Source organism: Bacillus sp. SD127 (assembly GCF_058566445.1).
Window position 1 is genome coordinate 3,909,902 of sequence record NZ_CP191226.1, and the last position, 24,544, is coordinate 3,934,445.

The window sequence follows — 24,544 nt, forward strand, 5'->3', positions numbered from 1 at the left end:
GGCATTTTGACTGAACGACTGCTTAGATATTTCCGCGAAAAACAGCAAGACGTCCAATCAGAAAAAACATACGACACCCAATGTCCGTTTTGCAGCATGCAATGCAAAATGCAGCTTGTGGAACAAACCGTCGTCACACGGAAAAAGTATACAGCCATCGGCATCGACAATCCCACGACACAAGGCCGTTTATGCATGAAAGGGATGAACGCCCACCAGCATGCCCTGCACTCCTCCCGCATCACCCGGCCGCTGCTCAAAAAAAACGGTGAGTTTGTGCCTGTTTCCTGGGCTGAAGCGCTGAACTATATAAAAGAGCAAGTCACCCTGATCCAAGACAAACACGGTCATGATGCGATGGCTGTCTACGGAAGCGCCTCGATTACGAATGAAGAGGCTTATCTGTTAGGAAAGTTCGCACGAGTCGGCTTACAGACAAAATACATCGATTACAACGGCCGGCTCTGTATGTCCGCCTCAGCAACCGGAGCCAACCAAACATTCGGAGCAGACAGAGGCTTGACGAATCCCTTAGCGGAAATCCCCCACACCCGAGTGATCATTTTGGCCGGCACCAATATCGCGGAATGCCAGCCGACCATCATGCCGTATTTTGAACAAGCGAAAGAAAACGGTGCTTATCTCATTGCCATTGACCCCCGGGAAACAGCGACGACCAAAATAGCCGACCTTCATCTGAAAATCAAACCCGGAACAGACGCAGCCCTTGCCAACGGTTTAGTCAAAATCATCATAGACGAACAGCTGATAAACGAAGACTTCATTCGCACGCGCACAAACGGATTTGATGAGCTCAAACAGCATACCGGCGCTTTAAATCTGGAAGACATCGCCGAGCAGACAAGTGTTCCTTTAGAGCAAATACGAAAGGCCGCTATGAAGTTTGCCAAGGAAACGTCCGGCATGCTGTTTACAGCCCGCGGCATTGAACAGCAAACCGACGGAACCGCAGCTGTGAAAGGCTTCTTAAATGTGGTGCTGATCACAGGAAAAATCGGCAAGCCTTACTCGGGCTACGGAGCGATCACCGGACAGGGCAATGGGCAAGGCGCCCGAGAGCATGGCCAAAAAGCAGATCAGCTTCCCGGCTACCGTTCCATCGAAAACGAAGAACATCGGGCTTATATTGCAAAAGTGTGGGGAGTCGATCCGGATGAGCTCCCGCGAAAAGGCGTCTCAGCCTATGAAATGATGGAAAAAATCAACGATGGAGACATTAAAGGGCTGTTTCTAATGTGTTCCAATCCAGCAGTCTCCAGCCCAAATGCCAACCTTGTCAAACAGGCGCTGTCGAAACTGACATTCTTTGTTGCGATCGACTTGTTTCTATCTGAAACTGCGAAATTCGCTGATGTCATTTTGCCCGCATCCTCTTACTTAGAAGACGAAGGCACGATGACAAATGTCGAAGGCCGCGTGACATTGAGGGAAGCGAGCCGCCCCTGCCCGGGAGAAGCAAAGCATGATTGGCAGATCATTTGCGAAATCGCGTCCGTTCTCGGAAAAGGCCGTTATTTTTCCTACACGTCTGCGGAGGATATCTTTAACGAATTGAGAGAAGCGAGCCGCGGCGGAATCGCCGATTATTCCGGCATCACATATGACAGGCTCAGACAAGAAGGCGGGATTCACTGGCCGTGTCCGGAGCCTGATCATCCCGGAACCGGGCGCTTATTTGAGGACTCATTTGCACATCCGGATCAAAAAGCGGCATTAAGTGTGATCCCAAACGAACCCGTTGTTCCAAAAGATAAGCCGACCGCCGAATATCCGTTGTTTTTAACGACCGGAAGGGTCATGTCTCATTATTTAACAGGTGTCCAAACGAGAAAAAGCGCCTCTTTGGCCGCAAGACATTTTGAATCATTTATGGAAATCCATCCGAAAACAGCAGCAGCCTACAATATCGAAGACCGCGTTCTCGTGAACATCGAATCTCCTCGCGGAAGCATCACCGTCCGCAGCAAATGGTCAGAACACATCAGAAAAGACACAGTATTTGTTCCCATCCACTGGGCGGATGCCCAAAACGTAAATGATTTGATTGGCGACAGCCTAGATCCAGCGTGTAAAATGCCCGGTTTTAAGGTATGCGCCGTCCGAGTCAGACCTATTTAAAATTTTCATAAAATTTTTAGAAATTTTCGTATTTTTTGTTACATTTTATAACATGCATCTTAAATATTTCTTTTTGCTGTGCTACGCTGAAAAAAACATTGATAAGGAGCGGATCATCTGATGGGAAAAAAACAGCTAGTTCTTGTTGGTAATGGAATGGCCGGGGTAAGGGCGATTGAAGAGATACTGAATGTTTCAAAAGACGAATTTCAAATCACAATTTTTGGTTCCGAACCGCATCCCAACTACAACCGAATCCTTTTGTCAAAAGTGCTGCAAGGCGATACAGATATCAAAGATATTACGTTAAACGATTGGAACTGGTACGAAGAAAACAATATACAATTGTATACCAATGAAACAGTTATTAAAGTGGACACCGAAAACAAAACCGTCATCACCGATGCAGACAGAATACAGCCTTATGATGAACTGATCCTGGCTACGGGTTCTGTCCCTTTTATCCTGCCGATTCCAGGTGCAGACAAAAAAGGCGTCACAGCTTTCCGGGACATAAAAGACACAGACACGATGCTCGCCGCGTCAAAACAATATAAAAAAGCAGCCGTCATTGGCGGAGGCTTGCTTGGCTTAGAAGCTGCGCGCGGTTTGCTGAATCTCGGTATGGAAGTCTCCGTTATCCATCTCGCTCCCTTCCTGATGGAACGCCAGCTTGACGCAACGGCCGGACGCCTGCTGCAAAACGAATTAGAAAAACAAGGAATGACCTTTCTGCTTGAAAAGCAAACAGAAGAAATTCTCGGAGATGACCGGGTCGAGGGCGTCAGATTCAAAGACGGCACAAGTGTTGAAGCCGATTTAGTCGTCATGGCCGTCGGCATCCGTCCGAATACAGCGCTTGGGGCCGAAAGCGGAATTCCAGTCAACCGCGGCATCATTGTCAACGATTATATGCAAACCGAAATCCCGCACGTTTATGCGGTCGGTGAATGCGCCGAGCACCGAGGAATCGCATACGGACTCGTGGCGCCGCTCTATGAACAGGCGAAAGTGCTCGCTAAACATATCTGCGGTGTTGAAACGAAACCTTATGAAGGCTCCGTTCTCTCCACTCAACTGAAAGTATCAGGAGTCGAGGTCTTTTCTGCCGGTGACTTTAACGAATCAGACGAGAAAAAAGCGATTAAGGTTTTTGATGAACAGGATGGCATTTATAAAAAAGTCGTGCTGCGAGGCAATCAGATTGTCGGAGCCGTTTTATTCGGCGACAGCAGTGAGGGCAACCGCCTGTTTTCGATGATTCAAAAAGAAGCAGATATCTCTGAAACCTCTAAAATCTCAATTTTACAGCCTCTCAACCAAGAAGCCGGCACAAGTCTGACCGCTGCCATGAGCAATGATGAAATCATCTGCGGCTGTAACGGCGTGTCAAAAGGAGCAATTATTCAGGCCATCCAGGAACAGGGCTGTTCATCAACAGATGAAATCAAAGCATGCACCGGCGCGTCCCGCTCATGCGGAGGCTGTAAGCCGCTCGTAGAAGACATCCTTCAGTATACGCTGGGATCAGACTTTGACGCATCAGCCCAAAAAGAAGCGATTTGCGGCTGTACCTCATTGTCGAGAGACGAGGTAGTCGAAGAAATCAAAGCCAAAGGGCTGTCACATACAAGAGAAGTCATGAACGTGCTCGGCTGGAAAACGCCAGAAGGCTGTTCCAAATGCCGTCCGGCTCTGAACTACTACTTAGGCATGATCAATCCGTCCAAATATGAGGATGACAGAACATCCCGCTTTGTTAATGAACGGATGCACGCCAATATTCAAAAAGACGGAACCTACTCTGTCGTACCGCGGATGTACGGCGGTGTAACCAACTCTCAAGATCTTCGCAAAATCGCTGATGTCGTCGACAAATACGAGATCCCGCTCGTCAAAATGACAGGCGGCCAGCGAATTGACTTGATCGGCGTGAAAAAAGAAGACCTGCCAAAGGTATGGGCCGATCTTGATATGCCGTCAGGCTACGCGTACGGAAAAACACTCCGCACGGTAAAAACATGTGTAGGCGAACAATTCTGCCGCTTCGGCACACAAGACTCCATGGCCTTAGGCATCGACCTTGAGAAAAAATTTGAAGGACTCAACACGCCTCATAAAGTGAAAATGGCCGTATCTGCCTGCCCGCGAAACTGTGCAGAGTCCGGCATTAAAGATCTTGGCGTTGTCGGCATCGACGGAGGCTGGGAGCTTTACGTCGGCGGAAACGGCGGAACCCATCTGCGTGCCGGCGACTTGCTGATGAAGGTGAAAACAAATGAAGAAGTCTTGGAATACGCAGGCGCTTATCTTCAATACTACCGGGAAACGGCAAACTACTTAGAACGCACGTCCGCATGGCTAGAGCGCGTCGGTTTATCCCATGTCCAAGATATTTTAAACGATCCGGAAAAACGGCAGGAGCTGAACGACCGAATGAATGAAACGCTCTCTGTCCGCAAAGATCCGTGGAAGGACTTCCTGGAAGATAAACAAACCTCTAAAGAATTATTTGAAAATGTCGTGACCACATCATAATGACAGAAACAAACATTGAGGAGGAATGGACATGGTGAACAAAGACGTCACAAAAGTATGTATCGGAAAAATCGAAGAATTGCCTGAACAATTAGGAAAAACAGTGTATATTGAAGATAAGGAGCTTGCGGTCTTTAAGCTTTCAAACGGGAGCATCCGCGCCATTGAAAACCGCTGTCCCCATAAGGGCGGCGTCCTTGCAGAAGGTATCGTCAGCGGCGAATATGTCTTCTGTCCGATGCACGACTGGAAAATCTCCTTGGAAGACGGAATCGTTCAAGAGCCGGATCACGGCTGTGTCAAAACATACGAAACGCTGATCGAAGGAGAATACGTTTATCTCGTATATTGATCAAAGACCGGATCACTTTCAAAGTGATCCTTCATTTTTTACAGTGACGGAAGGATGACATGATCATGAAAAACGGAATCGTATATTTTGTGGGCGCCGGACCTGGGGATCCAGGGCTCATCACCATAAAAGGAAAACAGGCGCTGGAGGTAGCGGATGTCATTTTGTATGACCGGCTCGCAAATCCAAAGCTGCTCGAATACGCATCACCAGACTGCCAGTTCATTTATTGCGGAAAACTGCCGGACCGCCATTTTATGAAACAAGCAGAGATCAATGCCCTGCTGATTGAAAAAGCGTCGGAGGGATTAACTGTTGTCCGTTTAAAGGGCGGAGATCCCAGCGTGTTTGGCAGAGTCGGCGAGGAAGCAGACGCTCTCCACCAGCATGGCATCCGCTATGAAATGGTGCCGGGCATCACCTCGGGAATCGCAGCGCCGCTGTATGCGGGAATCCCCGTCACGCATCGGGATTTCGCTTCGTCTTTCGCCATGATTACCGCACATGATAAATCCTTAAAAGGAACGCCGAACCTTGACTGGGAAGGGCTTGCCCGAAGCGTTCAAACGCTTGTGTTTTACATGGGTGTCAAAAACCTTCCATTTATTTGCCAGCAGCTCATCGCGTACGGAAAATCTCCTTCTGTCCCTGTCATCGTGATTCAATGGGGAACGTGGGGCCGCCAGCGGAGCGTAAAAGGAACGCTGCAGGATATCCATCAAAAAATACAGGAACAGCAAATCACAAATCCCGCCATTATCGTCATCGGTGATATTGTAAACGTTCAAACACACAGCTGGTTTGAAAGCAAACCATTCATCGGGCAGCATATGATGATAGTCACTCATGGCGAAGATGAGCATACGCTGGCAGACAAGCTGCGCGATTATGGTGCCGATGTCATCGAATGGCCGAAATGGCGGACTGAAAAAATGCCTGCCAACGAGGATATTCTAGGACAGATCAGCACCTTTGAGGATATTTTCTTCACATCACGCCGTGCGGTTTGCGAATTTTTTGAAGCGCTCGCGTCCAAACGAATCGACATTCGCCAGCTGACCGCACGCCTGAGTGCAGCGTCAGAAGCAGGAAAGGCAGAGCTTATAAAACGCGGCTTCATCATATCCGAGCACCATCACAATTCACCTAAAAAGCTGATTGTCGGCAGCCGTCATTCAGTAGAAGAAATGCAGAAATCAGAGGCCTGTTTGTGCTATATCACCCATGAAAACGTCATAGATGAGCGATTCACCAGAATGACCGAACGGACGATCAGTGAGTCTCCTCTGAACATGATCATTTGCCCCGGCAAGCAGTCCGCTCAGCAATTGATCAGCGCAGGAGAAGAAATCGGCATTTCACCAGAACCGTCAGCAAGCCGCCCCCCTGTCATCTGTGTAGGCGATGGCGCGCCCGCCGCTGCATACGGGTTTACTGCCGTACAAGACCAAGAGCAATTATTTGCGTTTATACAAAATGAGCAAGTGGAGAAAAAGCTCCTCCACAGCTGATGATACAGCCCTTTTCCAAAGGGCTTTTTTTATTTATGAACCAATTTTTTGTGGTGGGTGGAATACATCGCCATATTTTCTGCCTGAGGGTCCAGATAAGATTTCGCACTGTTGACGGCAGTCGGGCCTTCCGTAAAGCCGCCGGCAATCAATCTGAGCTTGCTTTCATAATAAGCCGCGTCCCCCGCAACAAACACGCCCGGAAGATTCGTCCGCATATGTCTGTCAGCTTTAATCCGGCCTTCTTCAATCTCGAGACCCCAATCCTTCATCGGGCCGAGATCAATTTTAAACCCGTGATTAATAATGAGCTCATCAAGCTCGATTTCCTCGGTATGTCCAGACTCAGCATGACAAACGGCGACGCTTTCGATGCGTTCTTCAGTGCCGCTGAGATGTTCCAGCCGATAAGGAGTAAGCACCCGCACAGATGACTGCTTCATTTTTGTCACGCTGCTTTCCAGTCCGCCGAATTCCTCCCTGCGGTGCACGACAGTAACAGACGCCGCAATCGGTTCCAGCTCATTAGCCCAATCGACCGCAGTATCTCCCCCGCCAGAAATTACGACCCGTTTGCCTCTAAACGCATCAAGCTTTTCCACTTTATAATGAAGATTTTTTCCTGCATATCGGCTTGCATCCTGGCTGTCAAACTCATTGACCTCCAGCGTGCCCATTCCGACAGCCAAAATAACGGTTCTTGTATAGTGCTTCTCCCCCTCAGAGCTAGTCAGCACCATGGTTCCGTCATCCAGACGCTCAAATCCGGTCACTCGCTGATTCAGCACAATATCAGGGTCAAACGTCGCCGCCTGCTCCTTCAGCTGTTCGATCAGCTGCTCCCCGGCAATCCCCGGTATCCCGCCAATATCGCGAATGATTTTCTCAGGGAAAAATAAAGACACCTTGCCCCCGAGCCGCGGCAAAAACTCGATCACTTTCGTTTTCAGCTCCCGCATGCCGCAGTAAAAAGCCGTAAACAGCCCGATCGGTCCCCCGCCTATAATCGTGACGTCATACACCTCATGATTTTCAGCCATCCGTCCTGCCTCCCGTTCCAATCTATCATTAACGTTATATCATTTAATTGAGAATGAATATCAATACAAAGTATATCATATTTTAATAGCCTGTGTTCAACCATTTCGTCGGCCCTGAATAATAATTCCCGCGCATGATGTTTGCCGCAAAGGTGCCGCAGTTCACCACTGGATTTCTTAGAATCCTAAACAAGGTGAAACGATCCTTCCTCCTCTTCCGTCAAACAATCAGTGCCTTTTTTCGTGATATAATCAGAGGCAGCTTACCATGAGCGGAGGTTTTATTGTGACAGCACAATCGTCTTTTCTTCAGCTGAATTCTATTTTTATCAGTATTTTAATAGAAGCCATTCCGTTTATTCTGATTGGCGTCATTTTGTCCGGAATCATTCAAATGTTTGTTTCTGAAGAAATGATTGCAAGGATCATGCCGAAAAACCGGTTTCTCGCAGTCTTATTTGGTGCGCTTGCCGGCATCTTATTTCCCGCCTGCGAATGCGGCATTATCCCGATTACGAGGCGGCTTCTGCTAAAAGGGGTTCCTCTTCATGCAGGCGTTGCTTTTATGCTGACTGCTCCTATCATCAATCCCATTGTTTTGTTTTCTACGTATATTGCGTTCGGGAATAGATGGAGCGTTGTCTTTTACCGGGGCGGACTGGCGCTCGCCGTTTCGGTGATCATCGGCATCATCTTATCCTATCAATTTAAGGATAACCAGCTTTTAAAGCCTGATGAACCCGGGCATCGCCATCATCTTCACCACACCCTGCTGCAAAAGCTGGGAGGGACCTTGCGTCACGCCATTGATGAATTTTTCTCCGTGGGGAAATATTTAATCATCGGCGCCTTTATCGCAGCTGCGATGCAGACGTACGTCAAAACATCCACTCTGCTTGCGATCGGACAGAATGATGTATCATCTTCCCTCGTGATGATGAGCCTGGCGTTTGTCTTGTCGCTTTGTTCAGAAGTGGATGCATTTATTGCGTCTTCCTTCAGCAGCACATTTTCTTTAGGCTCGCTCATCGCCTTTCTCGTCTTCGGTGCGATGGTTGATATTAAGAATCTCTTGATGATGCTCGCGGCCTTCAAAAAACGATTTGTTTTCCTGCTGATTACGTATATTGTCGTGATCGTCTTAGCGGGATCACTACTGGTAAAGGGGTGATTGGATGTTTCGTCTATTGGTGCTGATGGGATTTACGTTTTTCTTTTATCATCTGCACACCTCAGGAAATCTAACAAAATATATCAATATGAAATATGCCTATCTTTCCTTTATTGCGATCTTCCTGCTGGCCATTTTGACAGCTGTTCAAGCGTATTTATTTATCAAATCGCCTGAAAAAGGCGGGCATCATCATGACGATGATTGCGGCTGCGGCCATGATCATGACCATGAACAAAACAAACCATTTTATCAGCGGTATTTTATTTATCTTGTTTTTATTTTCCCTTTGGTGTCAGGCATCTTTTTTCCGATTGCGACGCTTGACTCATCCATCGTCAAAACGAAAGGATTCTCGTTTAAGGCCATGGAAAGCGGAGATCACTACTCCCAAACCCAGTATCTACGGCCTGATGCCAGCCTTTATTATGCGCAAGACAGCTATGACAAGCAGATGAAACAGCTGTATAAAAAATATTCTGGTAAAAAAGAGATTTCTCTGACCGATGATGATTTCTTAAAGGGTATGGAAACCATTTATAACTATCCGGGTGAATTTCTCGGCCGTACGATTGAATTTCATGGATTTGCGTATAAAGGAAACGCGATTAACAAAAACCAGCTCTTCGTATTGCGGTTTGGCATTATTCACTGTATCGCTGATTCCGGCGTTTACGGGATGCTTGTGGAATTTCCGAAGGACATGGATATTAAGGATGATGAATGGATTCATATCAAAGGCACTTTGTCCTCAGAGTACTATCAGCCATTCAAATCCACCCTCCCTGTCGTGAAAGTGACGGACTGGAACACCATTAAAAAACCTGATGATCCGTATGTTTACAGAGGATTTTAATTGAAGACGAAACCAGTACAAGTACTGGTTTCTTTTTTTATTTCTTTTTCATCAGCATCAAATCAAGATAGAGCTGGCATCGCGTTCTGAAGTCGCTTAAATCGATGGATGTCATCTCAAGAATCTGCTTGATGCGGTAATTTAATGTGTTTTGGTGAATAAACAGCTGTTCTGCGGCTGGTTTTGTTTTGCAATTGTTGAGGAGATAGATTTCCAGCGTTTTCAGCAGCTCGGTGCTGCTTTCTTGGTCTTTCGCTTTTAGTAAAGCCAAATCCTTATTCTCGTATTCCAAAAAGTCATTTTTCTGTTCAATGCTTTCTAAATAACGATAAATACCGAGCTTCTCATATTCATATGGAATGTTTTCCTGGTTGCCGGTTATTTCTGCGGCTTTAATGACTTCCAATGCTTCTGTATAACTTTTGCCAAGTTTTAAGATGTGGTCATATTCGTTTCCGATACCGATATAGATAGGGGTAGGAATTTTTTGAAAGTGAAAATGTGTTAACAGCTTGTTAATGAATTCAGCAGCTGCTGAGGAGGCGGAGCTTTTTTGGGAAAAACTCGCTACGACGATGACAATATTGGATTCTATCGTTAAGACATGACTGACTTTATCCCGCAAATTCAGGTAAGACCTGATATTTTCCTTTAAATCTTCCACCGCTTCCCCATCCCCATTCGCGGCGTGCAGGATGACAACTGAAAACACAGAAGGCAGCACGGTGTTGATTCTCTCAGCTTCGCGCCTGAGCTCCTTTTCAGAAATAAATTGCTGATAGATAGCCCGTTTGATGAGGTCCTCAGCTCTTTCTTCCTTTTCCTGTTTCAGTTTGTTCGCTTTATAAATAATTTTTCCGACATGGAAGGAGGTCTCGTACAAAAAATCGAGCTCTTCGTCTGTCAGATCACGATCCAGTTCCTGAATCCAGATGTAGCCCATGACTTCCCCTTTATGCTTCGCACTCACGACTACTCTCTGATTTAACCCAATGCTCTCAATTTTATTGACGCGAAAAGGCTCAGGTTCTGTTTTCAGCTTTTCAATGATCCCGTCCTTCAAAAACCTCTCAAAAATCTGAACCGGACACTTTTTTGAAAAAATAGTCTGCTGGTTCGCAGAATCAAAATGGTTAATATAGTAAGAATTGTAGGCTAACAAAAAGAAATCCGCGCTTTCCAGTATCACTGGTTTTTGCAGTTCATAGCTGATAAAGTCAATCAGCTTATCAACATCTGAAAATGAAAAAACTCTCTCTAAAAGCTCTTCCATACCTTTTTTCTCCTATACTTTTTTTACTTTAATCATATCCATACGGGGTCTTTTTGTATAGAAAAAAATACGTTTGTTTCCAAAAGAAAAAACAGCGGTCTTAAAAGGAGAAAAGAGGAAAAAGGGATATCCCCTTCCTCCTCCTTTCGATCTTTATTGTGACATCGTATCTTGGTAGTCTTTAAACTGGTCTGTCACATCTTGTGACGGAGCCTGCGTCAATACGCTGACGATATAGACAGATAATAGACTCGCAGCAAAACCAGGTATGATTTCATACAGAAAGCCCGAAAGACCGGCATTCGCCCAAATGATTACAGTCGCTGCCCCTACAATCATGCCGGCGAGTGCCCCCCATTTGGTCATTCGTTTCCAAAATAAACTGAGCAGTACAACCGGTCCAAAAGATGCACCGAAGCCCGCCCACGCGTAGCTGACCAATCCAAGGATGGTATTGTTTTTCTCCCATGCCATAACTAACGCGACAATTGAAACAGCCAGCACAGCCAGACGCCCTAAAAACACCAGTTCTTTATCAGAAGCTGAGCGCCGGAACATCGACTTATACAAATCCTCTACTAAAGAGCTTGATGTGACAAGCAGCTGGGAAGAAATCGTACTCATGATGGCCGCTAAAATCGCAGAAATCAGAAAACCTGTGATAATTGGGTGGAACAAAATGTTTCCTAATTGAATAAAAATCGTCTCCGGGTCCTTCAATGTCATGCCCCGCTGATGGTAATAAGCGATTCCGCCCAAACCTGTCAGCACTGCGCCGGCTGCCGAAAGAATCATCCATCCCATTCCGATTCTGCGCGCTCTTTTTATCTCTTTGACAGACGTAATCGCCATAAAGCGCACAATGATATGCGGCTGGCCGAAGTAGCCCAAGCCCCAGGCAAACAATGAAATGATGCCAAGAACACTGGTTCCTTTAAAAATATTAAACATATCAGGGTCCACAGAGCGGATCTCAGCAGTTGTTTCACCTATTCCCCCGGTGTGGAAAAACGTAACGATAGGAACGAGAATAAGTGCTGCAAACATAATGATCCCCTGAACAAAATCTGTCCAGCTTACAGCCAGAAAGCCCCCAAACAGGGTGTACGCGACAACAACACCAGTCACAATCCACAAGCCGGTGTGATAATTCATCCCCAAGATGCTGTTGAATAAGACGCCGCCGGACACCATTCCGGACGATACATAAAATGTGAAAAAGACTAAAATGACAATTCCTGAAAACAGTCTGAGGAGCTTTGTTTGATCTCCGAAACGATTTTCAAGGAATCCGGGAATCGTAATCGAATTCCCCGCTTTTTCTGTATATGTTCTCAGCCGCGGCGCGACGTAGAGCCAGTTTGCCCATGCCCCAAGGCAAAGCCCGAACACAATCCAAACGCCGCTTAGTCCAGTTGTAAACATGGCGCCCGGAAGCCCCATCAGCAGCCAGCCGCTCATATCGGCAGCTCCCGCACTGAGAGCGGTTACAGCCGGACCTAAGGAACGTCCTCCCAGCATGTAATCCGTCAGGTTTGACGTACGTTTGTAGGCAAAGTAGCCGATCAGCAGCATCCCTGCCATATAAATACAAATTGAAATAATCAGCTGTGTGTTTTCTATGGCACTTCCTCCTCTTTTTTATAGTATATGGATGAAATGGACACCCCCGCAGGGAGGATGCCCATTTAGTCCCGCTTTAGAACATTTCACTGATTGTTTTTGCCTGCATGTGCAGTGCCAGGTAATCAGGACCGCCGGCTTTTGAATCTGTGCCGGACATTTTGAAGCCGCCGAACGGATGGTAGCCGACGATGGCTCCTGTACAGTTACGGTTAAAGTACAGATTTCCAACATGGAATTCTTGTTTTGCACGCTCAATGTGCTTGCGGTTGTTTGTGATCACCGCTCCCGTTAAACCGTACTCAGTATTGTTGGCCACTTCTAATGCTTCATCAAAGCTTGATACTTTAGAGAAAGCGACAACAGGCCCGAAAATTTCTTCCTGCATGAGTCTTGCTTTCGGTTCAAGGTCAGCGAAGATCGTCGGTTTGATGAAGAATCCTTTTGAATCATCACCAGTGCCGCCGCTTACTAATCGGCCTTCCTCTTTTCCAATCTCAATATAACTCATAATTTTATCATAAGAACCCTGGTCAATGACAGGTCCCATGTAAACATCTGCGCTGTCAGGGCTTGCCGTTACTTTAGATTCTGTAATTTCAATAACGCGCTCTAATACTTGGTCATACACTTTTTCATGGACAACAGCACGTGAACCCGCAGAACATTTTTGGCCCGCAAAGCCGAATGCAGATGTAAAGATGGATTGAGCCGCCAATTCAATGTCCGCATCCTCATCCACTACAACTGTATCCTTACCGCCCATTTCAGCGATAACACGTTTTAAGTGCTGCTGGCCTGGCTGAACTTTTGCCGCACGTTCGAAGATTCTCGTACCGACTTCTCTTGATCCTGTAAACGTGATAAGGCTTGTTTTTGGATGATCAACAAGGTAGTCACCGACTTCCGCTCCGCTTCCAGGAACAAAGTTGACAACGCCTTTTGGCAGACCGGATTCTTCAAGAACCTCAACGAATTTCGCAGCAATGACAGGCGTTGCGCTCGCAGGTTTAAGAACAACTGTGTTACCGGTAACGATCGGTGCTACTGTTGTTCCCGCCATAATCGCGAACAAGAAGTTCCAAGGCGGAATAACGACTGTTACGCCAGTCGGCGTGTATACATATTGGTTTTTCTCGCCTTCACGGCTGTTGACCGGTTTTCCTTTTGCCAGTTCAATCATTTGGCGTGCATAATATTCCATGAAGTCAATCGCTTCAGCCGTATCGGCATCTGCCTCGTTCCAAGGCTTCCCTGCTTCTTTTACGAGCAAAGCGGAGAATTCATGCTTTCTGTTGCGGACTTTGGCAGCCGCGCGGAACAGGACAGCCGCTCTTTCTTCCGGAGACGTGTATCTCCACTCTTCAAAGGCTTTAGCCGCAGCTTCAATTGCTTGCTCAGCGTGCTCTTGAGAAGCTTTTGAGACTCTGCCGACTACCTCTTCTTTATTAGCCGGGTTAATTGAAACGATCTTCGCTTCTGTTTCCACTCTTTCACCGTTGATGACAAGAGGATAGTCTTTTCCTAAATATTCGTTTACTGTCGCAAGCGCTTTTTTAAACGCTTCTACGTTGTTTTGGTCTTGGAAATTTGTGAATGGTTCATGTTTGTAAGGTGTTGTCATTGTAATCTCTCCTTTTTTACTTCTTCGTCATTCCTTTGAAAGCAAATGCAATGTTTGACGGACGTTCTGCCAGGCGTCTCATAAAGTAGCCGTACCAATCCTCTCCGTAAGGCAGGTAGACTCTCATGTTATAACCTTCTTTTACGAGGCTGAGCTGGGTTTGCGACCGCATGCCGTACAGCATCTGGAATTCAAACATGTCATTGGAAATGCCGTTTTCCCTGGCAAGCTGCTTTGTATAATCGATCATTTTATCGTCATGTGTCGCAATCGCTGTGTAGTGACCATTTAAGAGCTGCTTTCGGATGATTTTTTTGTAGTTCTCATCGACATCGCTTTTTTCCGGAAAAGCCACTTTTTCTGATTCCTTATATGCTCCTTTTACAAGACGAAGGAACGGTTTCAAAGAATCCAAATCGTCAATATCGTTTTCCGTCCGGTACAGATAGGCCTGCAACACCGTGCTTACATACTCGTATTTCCTTCTGAAATCCTTGAATATATCAAGCGTTTTCTGGCATCTGACCTCGTCTTCCATGTCTATGGTGACCATGACTTTATGCTTCTCGGCCGTCTGGACGATTTTCGTCATATTTTCATACACCAGATCCATATCTATATCGAGACCTAAAGACGTCATCTTTAAAGAAACGTGTGAGTTCAGCTGCTGATCCGCAATGGTCTCAATGGTTTGGATGCATTCTTCCGTGCGTTCCCTTGCGACCTCGGCGCTGTTCACAAACTCGCCTAAATGATCGACAGTAACTGACAAGCCTTGGCTGTTAAGCTGTCGAATTGTCGGGATTGAACTGTTAAAATCATTCCCGCCGATAATTTTACCCGCTGCCACCCGGCTTCCCCAGTTTCTCGCCATCTTATTGAGAAAGCCGCTTTTGGATAAAAATAAGAAAAAATCTCTTGTGATCACTTCCAATCTCAACACCCCGCAATCTAAGAAGTATTTGTATGAGTTTATTGTAAATGGACAAAACCACCGTTCACAATATTCTCAAAATACAAAGATTCTGATTATTTTTGTGGGTTTCTCACAATCAGATAGTTAGAAAGTCGGGGGACTTCCTGTCGAAATATGGAGAGAGGAAGCGACATGAAACATCAGCTTCCTCCATCATTCCACACTTCTTCAACAGTATTCAAAAGCAAACGATTCAGCTCAGGCGTGATATCTTTTTTGATGATTTTCAGCGTTTTCGCCGCTTCCATAATCCTTTCAATCTCCGTTTCAATGAATTGGTGAATCACATGAATTCTTGCTTCTAGATCCAGTTCTTCACCTTTTCTTTTGCGCTCAAGCAAGGTTTCCATCTCTGCTCTCAGTTCGGGTTCCGTAATCAATTCATTCATCAAAACAGTAAAATCCATCGGCGGAATGGTTCCGTGCTTTTCAATCCACTTACACGCCAGTATCGGCCGCAGCACGTAAAAATACTTTTTGATTTTCACCTCTTGCCCTTGCAGGTAATCCTTGACGTTTCTTTTTGCCATATTGATATAGTGATACACACTGGCTTCAGGCTTAAACGCTGTGCTTCGCAGCTTTCTCAGCTGCTCTGCGGTCGTAAAGGCTTCGTAATACACAATGTCTGAGGACAGCCACTCAAGCAGCGGAGGGTTTGATTTTTTGAATAGACGCAGCGTTTTTCTCAGTTCCCAGCCGCTGATGTCCAACAAATCGTGGATCGGCTCTTCAATGACATCCCTCTCCTGCTCGATTGAAAAATACCATTCCTTCTTCGGCACATAAATAAAGCGGACATCATAATCGCTGTCTTGCGACGGGAATCCCCAAGCACGGCTCCCTGATTCAACGGCATACACGATTTTAACGCTGTACTCTTGCTCAATTCGTTTTAGTTCATCAATGATTCTTTGTTTCATATATATTCGTCTCCCGTCTTTTCTCATTCCGGCTGTCTGCAGAAAAAAACCGCCCGATGATGCGGCGGCTCTTCACGTCTGTCAGCCTTTAAGATGCTGCTTAAAGAAGGCAAGCTTTTCCGTTTGAAAGGCAGGGATATACTCATGCCCAAAGTAGCGGTACACCTTCAGCTCTTTTTCTGTCTCCAGATGGTTATATGCCGCAAACACAGTAGAAGGCGGCGTAATCTTGTCAATCAGCCCGATCGACATCAGTACAGGCACCTTCACCCTGTCAGCCAGATTCATAATATCGAAATACGTTAGTGTATTCATGGCCCGCTCTTCTGTTTCCGGGCTGCCATTTCTTCTGAAGAAGGAATTGATTTCGAGATACGGCTGTTCAAGCGCCACATCGATGGCCCGATCGAAATTGCTTAAATAAGGATAATCAGCAACAGCGGCTTTCGGAATATCTGACAGAGCCGCGGCCGCAATGGTTAAGCCTCCGCCCTGGCTTCCGCCCGTCACGCCGATTCTCGTTTCGTCGACTTCATCAAAGCTGCTGATGACTTCAAGAGCGCGGACGGCGTCCAAATAAACTCCCCGGTAGTAGTATGTATCTTTATCAAGAATTCCTTTCGTCATCCAGCCCAATGCGTGTCCGTGCGGAGAAATACTGGTATCCTCGCTGCCCTGCTGGCCGCGGACAAGCATGCCGAACGCAGCGTATCCGTGCAGCGCCCAATTGACCATTTCATGAATGTCTCCGTCATAGCTTGCATTGTAGCCGTGATATTTCACGATCGCCGGATGCGGGCCTTCTTTGTCAGGCACCGCATACCATCCGGCAATGCTGGCATTTCCAAAACTTTTATATGTGAGGCGGTATACCTTTACCCCGTCAGCAGGATAATCAACCGGCTGTAAGTCAGGAACTGCTGGAACTTTGGCAAGCTCATTCAAAGAGGATTTCCAAAACTCAGAAAAATCTTTTTGGGCAGTTTTGTCAGGCTTATACGTTTGCAATTGGTCGAGCGGCATATCGAATAGTTGCATTTCCGATTATTCTCCTTTGTTTAATAAGATTTAGTTTATTCTATACTATCACGTTTTGAATCTATTTTCTAAATTTTTTAACATCTGTTTTCTGATTCAATCCCTCGACGTGCATTTGATCTTGTGATGTATATCCTTCTATCCTTGAACACCAATTCACTCTTCTTGATCAAACGTTTGTTTAACCGATTCCCGGCTCAGTTCCATAAAGGCCTGAGCGGTCAGACTGACATAGCGGTTCTTTAAAAATACAAAAACCAGAGTGCGTGAAGGCGCGGATTGAAGAGATAAATAGATGACACCCGGGTCTTTGTCTCTTTTGACCATATTTGGCGCCAGTGTTACCCCCAAACCGTTTGCCACAAGGGATTGCGCGGTTTCGATGTGGCTCGTTTTAAACGTCGCGTGTGGCTTAAAGCCGCTTTCCGCACATAGGTCAAGTACCGTCCGGCGAAAACCGTAGCCCTCCTTCAGCAAAATAAAAGGAACGTGCTTTGCCATCTCAAGCGGCACGCACGGCGGCCGGCTCCCCTCTCCTTCCAGCGCTTTATCAATCAGTGCAGTCATGTCGGGCGGCATCCACCTTTGTTTTTCCTTTGGTACGGCAAGAACGATCGGCTCCGTCAGCAAGGGTTCGATGGAGAGTCTCTCATCCTCGATCGGCAAGGATAAAACAGAAAGATCAACCTCACCCTTTGCCGTCATCTCCTCTAAGGCAGCTGGGTCTTTTTCGATAAGCTGAACCTCCATATGGGGATAACGCGCCAAAAACTGCTTCAGCAGCGGAGGAAAAATATATCTCCCTGTTACAGCCGGAATCCCGATCGAAAGCTTGTGTCCCAGTCCTTGAGAACGCTCCTGCATCTCCCGCAGCAAGTCATCCCTTGATCGAATGATGTCCTCAGCCTTTTCAATAAAACGGCGGCCGTGCGGTGTCAGCGTAACAGAGCCGTGTGACCTGTGAAAAAGAGTAAGCCCAAGTTCCATCTCCAGCTTTTTGATTTGCTGGCTGAGAGAAGGCTGGGCGATATGAAGGTGCTTCGCCGCTTTTGTAAAGCTCTGTCGGCGGGCAATTTCCGCAGCATATTCCATCACTTTAATATCCATTTCAGCCTCCATAGGTTGAAACTATCGAATTCATCATTTTTATATCTTGGACGAATCATAACAGACATTGCTAACATAATCCATATCACCACCAAAAATGAAGGAGCTGGTTCACTTGCCAAATGAAACTCCGTTTTCGAAAAATGCTGAGATGTACCGTGATGAGAAGGTATTTGCTGAGGGTGAAGATTTAGCGATGCTGATCAAAACTGCGGAATGCCGTGCAGAGCAGCGAGTGCTTGATGTCGGAGCGGGAGCGGGCCATACAGCGCTGGCTTTTTCCCCTTACGTCCAAGAATGCATCGGCATTGATGCGACGCAAGAAATGGTTGACGTTGCTTTATCTTTTGCGGAAGAAAAAGGCGCTTTCAATGTACACTTTCAGAAAGGAACGGCAGAGGAGCTTCCTTTCCCTGACGATTCATTTGATGTCATCACCTGCCGATATGCGGCTCACCACTTTTCCAATGTTCATCAAGCCGTCAGTGAAGTTGCACGCGTGATGAAAAAGAACGGACGGTTTTTCCTGGTCGATCACTACGCGCCTGAAGCTCCTGATCTTGATGAGTTTGTCAATCATTTGAACCGGCTCAGAGATCCTTCTCACGTACGCGAAAGTTCATTATCGGAATGGCAGTCAATGTTTACGGCCAACCAGCTCGGCTATGAAGAAATCCAAAAGTGGAATTTGCCGATTGAATACAACAGCTGGATCAAACGAGGCGGAACCCCCGCCGATCGGGAACAGCGTATCATCAGCCATTTGAACAACGCGTCTGACGAAGCCCGTGACACCTTTTGCCTCGAATTGAATCAAAACGGAAAGCCTGAATCCTTTTGCTTAAAAGCGATATTGATCCAAGGCGTGAAGCGATAAAAAAAGCCGTGCATACCGCACGGCTTTTACATTGGCTGATAAAGATCCCAACCGATTTTTAACGTCTCCACAATGTAATCTGCAATCTCTTCAGGAGCAAGGTTGTCTGTTTCCACTTTTGAATTGTGCTTGTCATAGATGACTTTTCTTTCGTTAAACAGCTGCTCCATTTCATCCATTGACCGGTTATGCAGCACCGGGCGGCTTTCGATCAGCAAATTCGCGCGCTGCTTCCAGTTCTCCCAAGACAGATCGAGGTGAAGCACCAGACAATGTTCGAGACAGCATTTTCTGATTTCCTCTTGTTTAAAAGAGCCTCCGCCAAGTGAGACAATTTTAAATCTTGTATGGTGGCATAGATTCAGGATATATTCTTTTTCTGTTTTCCGGAAAAAGTCCTCACCTTTTTTTTCAAACATCTCAGGGATCGACATGTTGAAATCCTTTTCGATTTCTTGGTCAATATCGATAAAATCTCTATATAATTTCTTAGCGACCAATTGGCCGATTGTCGTTTTTCCTACACCCATGAATCCAATCAGGACGATATTTCTTTCTCTTACTGGGATGGCTCGTTTAGCGTTCATCTTCGGCGAAATCCTCCTAAGGAATGAAAGTTTATCTTCATTATATGCTGATTTTGCGAATATTTATATAGATACCGGCTCAGGCGTCCTCTATTTCATTAAGCTTTCCTACAATAAAACATAAGAAAACGCAATGGCCTCCGTGATGCAGAATAAAAGATGTAACATGACGAAACGTCGTTTTTGAGCAGTCGGCTCCGTTTCTTTTTTGCGTTCAATAACCTTCTTGTCCGGATGACATTCATTGTACAACATTTTCAGAAATAATTTAATACTTCGACGCAAAAAAGCATTAAATGATTAAACGTCCTTCCTCTCTCTGCGTTTATCCGTTTTTCATCAGGGAAAAAGATGACGGGAGGGATGTGAGATGAAAATAAGCTTTTGTACAACCGGGTGTAAAAAGCAAAATGTAATGGACGTCATTTCCTTTGCGAAGGAGCAGTCCTTTGACGGGATTGATTTGTGGTACGGCCACATCGAACAGTATGAACAGGACTTCGGGCCGCTGGACAGCCTTTATACCCTGCTGCAGCAGCATAAACTGAAGGTGCCCGCGGTCAGCTTATACACCGATTTTGTGACACAAGGAGAAGAAGAAACAAAAGAAGCAGTGAGAAAAGGGCTTCGGGCTGCGAGACAGCTTCACAGCCCGCTTATTCGCGTATTTGCCGGCAATCAGGCGTCAAACAGAACGTCACCGGAAAAATGGCTGCGTGCGGTTGAACAATTCCAGCAGGCTGCGCAAATGGCAGACGGCTATGAGGTGAATATCGGTCTGGAAATTCACTATGATACGTATGCCGATACACCTGAAGCTGCTTTAACATTTTTGAAGGCTGTCGGCCATCCGAGACTCCGAACGATTTTTGACGGGTCAAATCTGCACGCGAACCGAATTGACCAGCTGCCCGCTTTAGAAAAAACCTTTCATACGATCAGCCATATCCATTTGAAAAACTACCGCTGGAACTTTGATATCTGGTATCTGAGCGAGCCAACTCCGATTTTTCAAGGAGATCTCGATCAAAAAGCATTTTTAAAAGAGCTGATGAACAGACAATATGATGGTTTTGTTTCTCTTGAGTATTTTGGAGAACATGCCTTTACGCATATAAAGGAATCGCTCCGCGAATATACGTCTGTTTTTTCCCGCTGACTCTTCGATCGAAGGGTCTTTTTTTGTATCATAAACAAAAAGGGGGATATCATGATGATCATTTGGATAAATGGGGCTTTCGGTTCCGGAAAAACACAAACAGCGTTTGAACTGCACAGAAGGCTGAAACCGTCTTACGTATATGATCCTGAAAAGATGGGGTTTGCGATGCGTTCGATGATATCGCCGGATATCGCTGAAGATGACTTTCAAAGCTACCATCTGTGGCGGGAATTCAATTACAGCATGCTTTCCTATTTATCAGATACATATCAGGGCATCATCATTGTGCCCATGACCATTACGAATGATCAATACTTCGATGACATTATCGGCAGGCTGAGACAGGATGGCCGGACCATTCACCACTTTACCCTGCTGGCTTCAAAGGAAACATTGCTGAAACGCCTGCGCACCAGAGCGGAAGGAAAAAACTCCTGGGCCGCAAAACAAATCGACCGCTGCATCAACAGCCTGTCTGATAGCCTCTTCACAGAACATCTCCATACAGACCAAATGTCTATTCAGCAGGTCGCAGAAACGATCGCTGCCCAAGCAAATCTGCCGCTTGAGCCTGATTCGAGAGGCAGCCTGCGAAGATTCACTGACAGATTGATGGTGAAGCTGAATCATATCCGTATCAAATAAAAGACGTTTTGAAAGCATGTCCCTGATACATGCAAATGGATCAATAAATAAAAAGCCCACTCCAAGAGTGGGCTTTTATCATATTATTTCCACCAGTCATCAAACATAGAAGCTGGGACCTGGCGCTTATGCTCCGTCACGCTGTAGCGTTTCTCCAGCGCTTCTGACGCCTTCGCCGATACTTCTTTTCCTTCGAGATAATCATCAATCTCATCGTAGGAAATGCCAAGCTCAGTTTCATCAGACTGCTGCGGCTTTTCATCCAGCAGATCGGCAGTCGGTTCTTTTAAGTATAAGCGTTCCGGTGCATCCAGCTCTTTCAGCAGGCTTCTTCCCTGACGCTTTGTTAAACCTGTCAGCGGCAGGAGATCTGCGCCTCCGTCACCGTATTTCGTAAAGAAACCAGTCACGGCTTCGGCCGCATGGTCTGTTCCAATCACAAGAAGGCCTTCTTGGCCGCCGATCGCGTATTGAGCAATCATTCTCGTTCTCGCTTTTACGTTTCCTTTATTAAAGTCTGTCAGCTTATCGCCTGTCTCTTGCTGATATTGATCCGCAAAAGCGCTGACTGTTGATTGAATGTCAAATTTCCATGATTTATCCGGCTTGATGAATTTCAGAGCGAGCTGGGCGTCATCTTCATCCTGCTGTGTGCCGTGCGGAAGACGGACCGCGATAAATTGAGCGTCTCCGCCCTCCTCGCGAATGCTTTCCACCGCAAGCTGAGCAAGTCTTCCCGCAAGTGTTGAATCCTGTCCGCCGCTGATGCCAAGCACAAGTCCTTTAGCGCCGGTTTTCTTTACATATTGTTTTAAAAAATTGACTCTGTCCTCAATTTCTTGCTTTGGATCAATTGAGGGCTTCACATGTAATTCACGCATAATCTTTTCCTGCATGCTCATCCCAATCATTCCTCCTGTACATTTTCGCTTGTTTCTTACTGTTCATTTCCCCGAATCAATGAAAATGAATCATGACTGTTATGTATCCATATTAACTATAGCACAGGTCTTATTTCATAGTGAATAAGAGAGATCAGCTGACTTCAACCCGTATGGACGTCACACTGTCGCCATTGCACTTTCCTTTTTCAATCGGGCAGGAAGAAAACGCGACAACCAAATCCATCTCCGCTCTGAGTCTGACGTAATCCCCGGCATTTGACAGCGGCGTTTCCACAGACAGGTTCCCTTTCTCATCCAGAACGGTATTCATAAAAATCGCAAACGGATAATGCATATGCGGCTTCGGCACGCCGAACTGCTCAAGCGCCCGGTTCATATTGTCATAACACGTATCCTGGAACTCGTCCTTTTGTTTTCCGTATAACAGCCGGTTCATATCAGGCCGGCAGGCGGGCAGAAGCAGGTCATGCTTGCCGACTGTATCCTCAATGAGCGTTAGCATCGGTTTATACAAATTAGAGTAAATATGATCGTTTACCTTCACATGAATGGAATGATTGGCATCAATGGTCGCTCCCTGATCAAGATGCTCATAAAAATCCTTTGCGTGGTACGCCACAAAATCAGCAACCTGCTGCCCCTCTACATCAACCACCTTCAAAATCTGGCCCTTTTTCAGCTTCAGGCCGAGCCCTTTCTTCGGCTGAACGATATATTGCTGTGTCATCCGCTTCGCTCCTTTTTCTATTAGTATGAGCGTTTACCATCGCCTCCATGTAAAAAGAGGCAAAAATCCGATGCATATAAGCCTTGCGCGGGTTGCAATCTAACCTTAGATAAAAGGGGTTGAATGTAAATGAGTCAAACAAAAAAAGACCAAGAAAAAGGAAATCTGGCTTGGTGGCAGCTTTCATTAATCGGGATAGGATGCACAATCGGAACAGGTTTTTTTCTCGGTTCCAGCATCGCAATTGTGAAAAGCGGATTTTCCGTTCTGCTTTCATTTCTAATTGGAGCGATCGGCACTTATTTTGTATTCGAACAGCTTGCCAAACTTTCGGCAAAACACCCTGAAAAGGGCTCGTTCTGTTCATATGCGAGAAAAGCGTTCGGCAGGTGGGCCGGCTTCAGCAACGGCTGGGTGTACTGGTCATCTGAAATGCTGATTACCGGAAGCCAGCTGACAGCCATTTCGTTATTTACGAAGCATTGGTTTCCTCAAGTACCGCTGTGGGTATTTGCTTCCATCTATGCTGTACTTGGGCTTCTCATTATTTTTACCGGACTTTCTGTTTTTGAAAAAACAGAAAACGTGCTGGCAGTTATCAAAACAGCCGCTATCTTCATGTTTATCGTGATTGCCATTCTGGCTTTGTGCGGCATATTATCAGGCGGAAAGCCGGAGGTGCAGATTCCGAATGAGACGAAAGAATTTTTCCCATTCGGAGCTATGGGGCTGTGGACAGGCCTGATTTATGCATTTTACGCGTTTGGCGGCATTGAAGTCATGGGGCTCATGACGGTTCATTTAAAGAAGCCGGAGGAAGCCTCAAAATCAGGAAAGCTGATGCTGGCAACGCTGGCGATTATTTATATCATTTCAATCGGGCTCGCTTTGCTACTAGTTCCTTTACACAAGTTTACAGAACAGGACAGCCCGTTTATTACGTCTTTAAAAGGATTTCATCTCGAAGTGATCCTTGATATTTTTAACGGCATTTTTATTATCGCGGGCTTCTCGACCCTTGTCGCTTCACTCTTTGCCGTGACAACATTGCTTTGTACGATGGCCGATGACGGCGACGCGCCGAAATGCTTTACTCTAAAAGAAGGCAAAAAAATATGCTGGCCCGCGCTCGGATTAACATTTGCGGGGCTTATCGTGTCTATCGTACTGTCTTTAGTGCTGCCTAAAAATATATATGAGCACATGACAACAGCGGCCGGGCTTATGCTTTTATACACTTGGCTGTTTATCCTGTTCTCCAGCAAAAAGCTGACCGATCCGGCAGCCATGGCGAAAACGCAAATTTATTTGGCGACAATTCTGATCGCGGCGGCTGTGTCCGGCACGCTGTTTGAAAAATCAAGCCGACCCGGATTTTTTGTCAGCTTGGGATTTCTAGCTGTCATTGCCGTTGTCACCTTGATCTATCAAAAAAAGCAGGGACACAAAGACCGCCCTGCCAGCTCGTGA

At 46.2% G+C, this 24,544-nt stretch carries 21 protein-coding genes; 10 read left to right on the forward strand and 11 right to left on the reverse strand.

What is annotated here, in order from left to right:
- The first annotated feature begins 6 nt into the window (after nt 1-6).
- The 4 genes from nasC to cobA all read left to right on the forward strand — a co-directional run bounded on the left by nasC (nt 7) and on the right by cobA (nt 6,540).
- A complete protein-coding gene (nasC, locus tag ACQVGS_RS20260) occupies nt 7-2,139 on the forward strand; it encodes an assimilatory nitrate reductase catalytic subunit NasC (protein WP_127696022.1) in 2,133 nt (710 codons plus the stop codon).
- A 120-nt stretch (nt 2,140-2,259) separates the two neighbouring features.
- Nucleotides 2,260-4,677: an NADPH-nitrite reductase gene (nasD, locus tag ACQVGS_RS20265; RefSeq protein WP_127696024.1), complete on the forward strand. Its 2,418-nt coding sequence runs from the start codon at nt 2,260-2,262 to the stop codon at nt 4,675-4,677.
- Nucleotides 4,678-4,708: 31 nt separating this feature from the next.
- Nucleotides 4,709-5,029, forward strand: a complete 321-nt coding sequence (gene nirD, locus ACQVGS_RS20270; RefSeq protein ID WP_024120163.1) for a nitrite reductase small subunit NirD — start codon at nt 4,709-4,711, stop codon at nt 5,027-5,029.
- A 59-nt stretch (nt 5,030-5,088) separates the two neighbouring features.
- On the forward strand, nt 5,089-6,540 hold the full coding sequence (gene cobA / locus ACQVGS_RS20275; RefSeq protein ID WP_400152736.1) for a uroporphyrinogen-III C-methyltransferase: 1,452 nt from the start codon (nt 5,089-5,091) through the stop codon (nt 6,538-6,540).
- Nucleotides 6,541-6,569: 29 nt separating this feature from the next.
- On the opposite strand, the gene ACQVGS_RS20280 is transcribed toward cobA, so the two are convergent.
- Nucleotides 6,570-7,580, reverse strand: coding sequence for an NAD(P)/FAD-dependent oxidoreductase (locus ACQVGS_RS20280; protein WP_188323514.1), 1,011 nt, complete (start codon nt 7,578-7,580; stop codon nt 6,570-6,572).
- Between the two features lie 286 nt (nt 7,581-7,866).
- Between ACQVGS_RS20280 and ACQVGS_RS20285 the strand changes: the two genes are divergently transcribed.
- Together ACQVGS_RS20285 and ACQVGS_RS20290 are read left to right on the forward strand one after the other, a co-directional pair.
- Nucleotides 7,867-8,751 carry a permease gene (locus tag ACQVGS_RS20285; RefSeq protein WP_400152737.1) on the forward strand — a complete coding sequence of 295 codons (885 nt, stop codon included), beginning with the start codon at nt 7,867-7,869 and terminating at the stop codon, nt 8,749-8,751.
- A 4-nt stretch (nt 8,752-8,755) separates the two neighbouring features.
- On the forward strand, nt 8,756-9,607 hold the full coding sequence (locus tag ACQVGS_RS20290) for a TIGR03943 family putative permease subunit (RefSeq protein ID WP_185848309.1): 852 nt from the start codon (nt 8,756-8,758) through the stop codon (nt 9,605-9,607).
- Nucleotides 9,608-9,644: 37 nt separating this feature from the next.
- On the opposite strand, the gene putR is transcribed toward ACQVGS_RS20290, so the two are convergent.
- From putR to ACQVGS_RS20325, 7 genes are all read right to left on the reverse strand, one after another.
- Nucleotides 9,645-10,880 carry a proline utilization transcriptional regulator PutR gene (putR, locus tag ACQVGS_RS20295; RefSeq protein WP_010332961.1) on the reverse strand — a complete coding sequence of 412 codons (1,236 nt, stop codon included), beginning with the start codon at nt 10,878-10,880 and terminating at the stop codon, nt 9,645-9,647.
- 153 nt (nt 10,881-11,033) lie between these two features.
- Complete coding sequence (gene putP / locus ACQVGS_RS20300; protein WP_262927563.1) at nt 11,034-12,455, reverse strand: sodium/proline symporter PutP; 1,422 nt, start codon at nt 12,453-12,455, stop codon at nt 11,034-11,036.
- Between the two features lie 124 nt (nt 12,456-12,579).
- Nucleotides 12,580-14,127 (reverse strand): L-glutamate gamma-semialdehyde dehydrogenase, encoded by a 1,548-nt coding sequence (gene pruA / locus ACQVGS_RS20305; RefSeq protein ID WP_044161972.1) that lies wholly within the window; start codon nt 14,125-14,127, stop codon nt 12,580-12,582.
- Nucleotides 14,128-14,143: 16 nt separating this feature from the next.
- Nucleotides 14,144-15,055 (reverse strand): proline dehydrogenase PutB, encoded by a 912-nt coding sequence (gene putB / locus ACQVGS_RS20310; RefSeq protein WP_081638229.1) that lies wholly within the window; start codon nt 15,053-15,055, stop codon nt 14,144-14,146.
- Between the two features lie 188 nt (nt 15,056-15,243).
- Nucleotides 15,244-16,026, reverse strand: coding sequence for a nucleotidyltransferase domain-containing protein (locus tag ACQVGS_RS20315; RefSeq protein ID WP_024120156.1), 783 nt, complete (start codon nt 16,024-16,026; stop codon nt 15,244-15,246).
- Nucleotides 16,027-16,107: 81 nt separating this feature from the next.
- Nucleotides 16,108-17,064 carry a cephalosporin C deacetylase gene (cah, locus tag ACQVGS_RS20320; RefSeq protein WP_188323510.1) on the reverse strand — a complete coding sequence of 319 codons (957 nt, stop codon included), beginning with the start codon at nt 17,062-17,064 and terminating at the stop codon, nt 16,108-16,110.
- A 156-nt stretch (nt 17,065-17,220) separates the two neighbouring features.
- Nucleotides 17,221-18,171, reverse strand: a complete 951-nt coding sequence (locus ACQVGS_RS20325; protein ID WP_151174740.1) for a LysR family transcriptional regulator — start codon at nt 18,169-18,171, stop codon at nt 17,221-17,223.
- A gap of 115 nt (nt 18,172-18,286) precedes the next feature.
- On the opposite strand from ACQVGS_RS20325, the gene ACQVGS_RS20330 reads away from it, so the two are divergent.
- Nucleotides 18,287-19,048 (forward strand): class I SAM-dependent methyltransferase, encoded by a 762-nt coding sequence (locus tag ACQVGS_RS20330; RefSeq protein WP_127696036.1) that lies wholly within the window; start codon nt 18,287-18,289, stop codon nt 19,046-19,048.
- 26 nt (nt 19,049-19,074) lie between these two features.
- Here the strand turns inward: ACQVGS_RS20330 and ACQVGS_RS20335 are convergent, their stop codons facing one another.
- Nucleotides 19,075-19,635, reverse strand: coding sequence for a shikimate kinase (locus ACQVGS_RS20335; protein ID WP_127696038.1), 561 nt, complete (start codon nt 19,633-19,635; stop codon nt 19,075-19,077).
- Nucleotides 19,636-20,005: 370 nt separating this feature from the next.
- On the opposite strand from ACQVGS_RS20335, the gene ACQVGS_RS20340 reads away from it, so the two are divergent.
- Nucleotides 20,006-20,794 (forward strand): sugar phosphate isomerase/epimerase family protein, encoded by a 789-nt coding sequence (locus tag ACQVGS_RS20340; RefSeq protein WP_127696040.1) that lies wholly within the window; start codon nt 20,006-20,008, stop codon nt 20,792-20,794.
- 54 nt (nt 20,795-20,848) lie between these two features.
- Nucleotides 20,849-21,442, forward strand: coding sequence for a tunicamycin resistance ATP-binding TmrB (tmrB, locus tag ACQVGS_RS20345; RefSeq protein ID WP_188323796.1), 594 nt, complete (start codon nt 20,849-20,851; stop codon nt 21,440-21,442).
- Nucleotides 21,443-21,525: 83 nt separating this feature from the next.
- Here the strand turns inward: tmrB and nadE are convergent, their stop codons facing one another.
- Both nadE and ACQVGS_RS20355 read right to left on the reverse strand, forming a co-directional pair.
- On the reverse strand, nt 21,526-22,344 hold the full coding sequence (nadE, locus tag ACQVGS_RS20350) for an NAD(+) synthase (protein WP_101860186.1): 819 nt from the start codon (nt 22,342-22,344) through the stop codon (nt 21,526-21,528).
- 133 nt (nt 22,345-22,477) lie between these two features.
- Nucleotides 22,478-23,074 carry a DUF1989 domain-containing protein gene (locus ACQVGS_RS20355; protein ID WP_044161986.1) on the reverse strand — a complete coding sequence of 199 codons (597 nt, stop codon included), beginning with the start codon at nt 23,072-23,074 and terminating at the stop codon, nt 22,478-22,480.
- Nucleotides 23,075-23,203: 129 nt separating this feature from the next.
- Here ACQVGS_RS20355 and ACQVGS_RS20360 point away from each other — a divergent pair, with 129 nt between their 5' ends.
- Nucleotides 23,204-24,544 (forward strand): amino acid permease, encoded by a 1,341-nt coding sequence (locus tag ACQVGS_RS20360; protein ID WP_103672186.1) that lies wholly within the window; start codon nt 23,204-23,206, stop codon nt 24,542-24,544.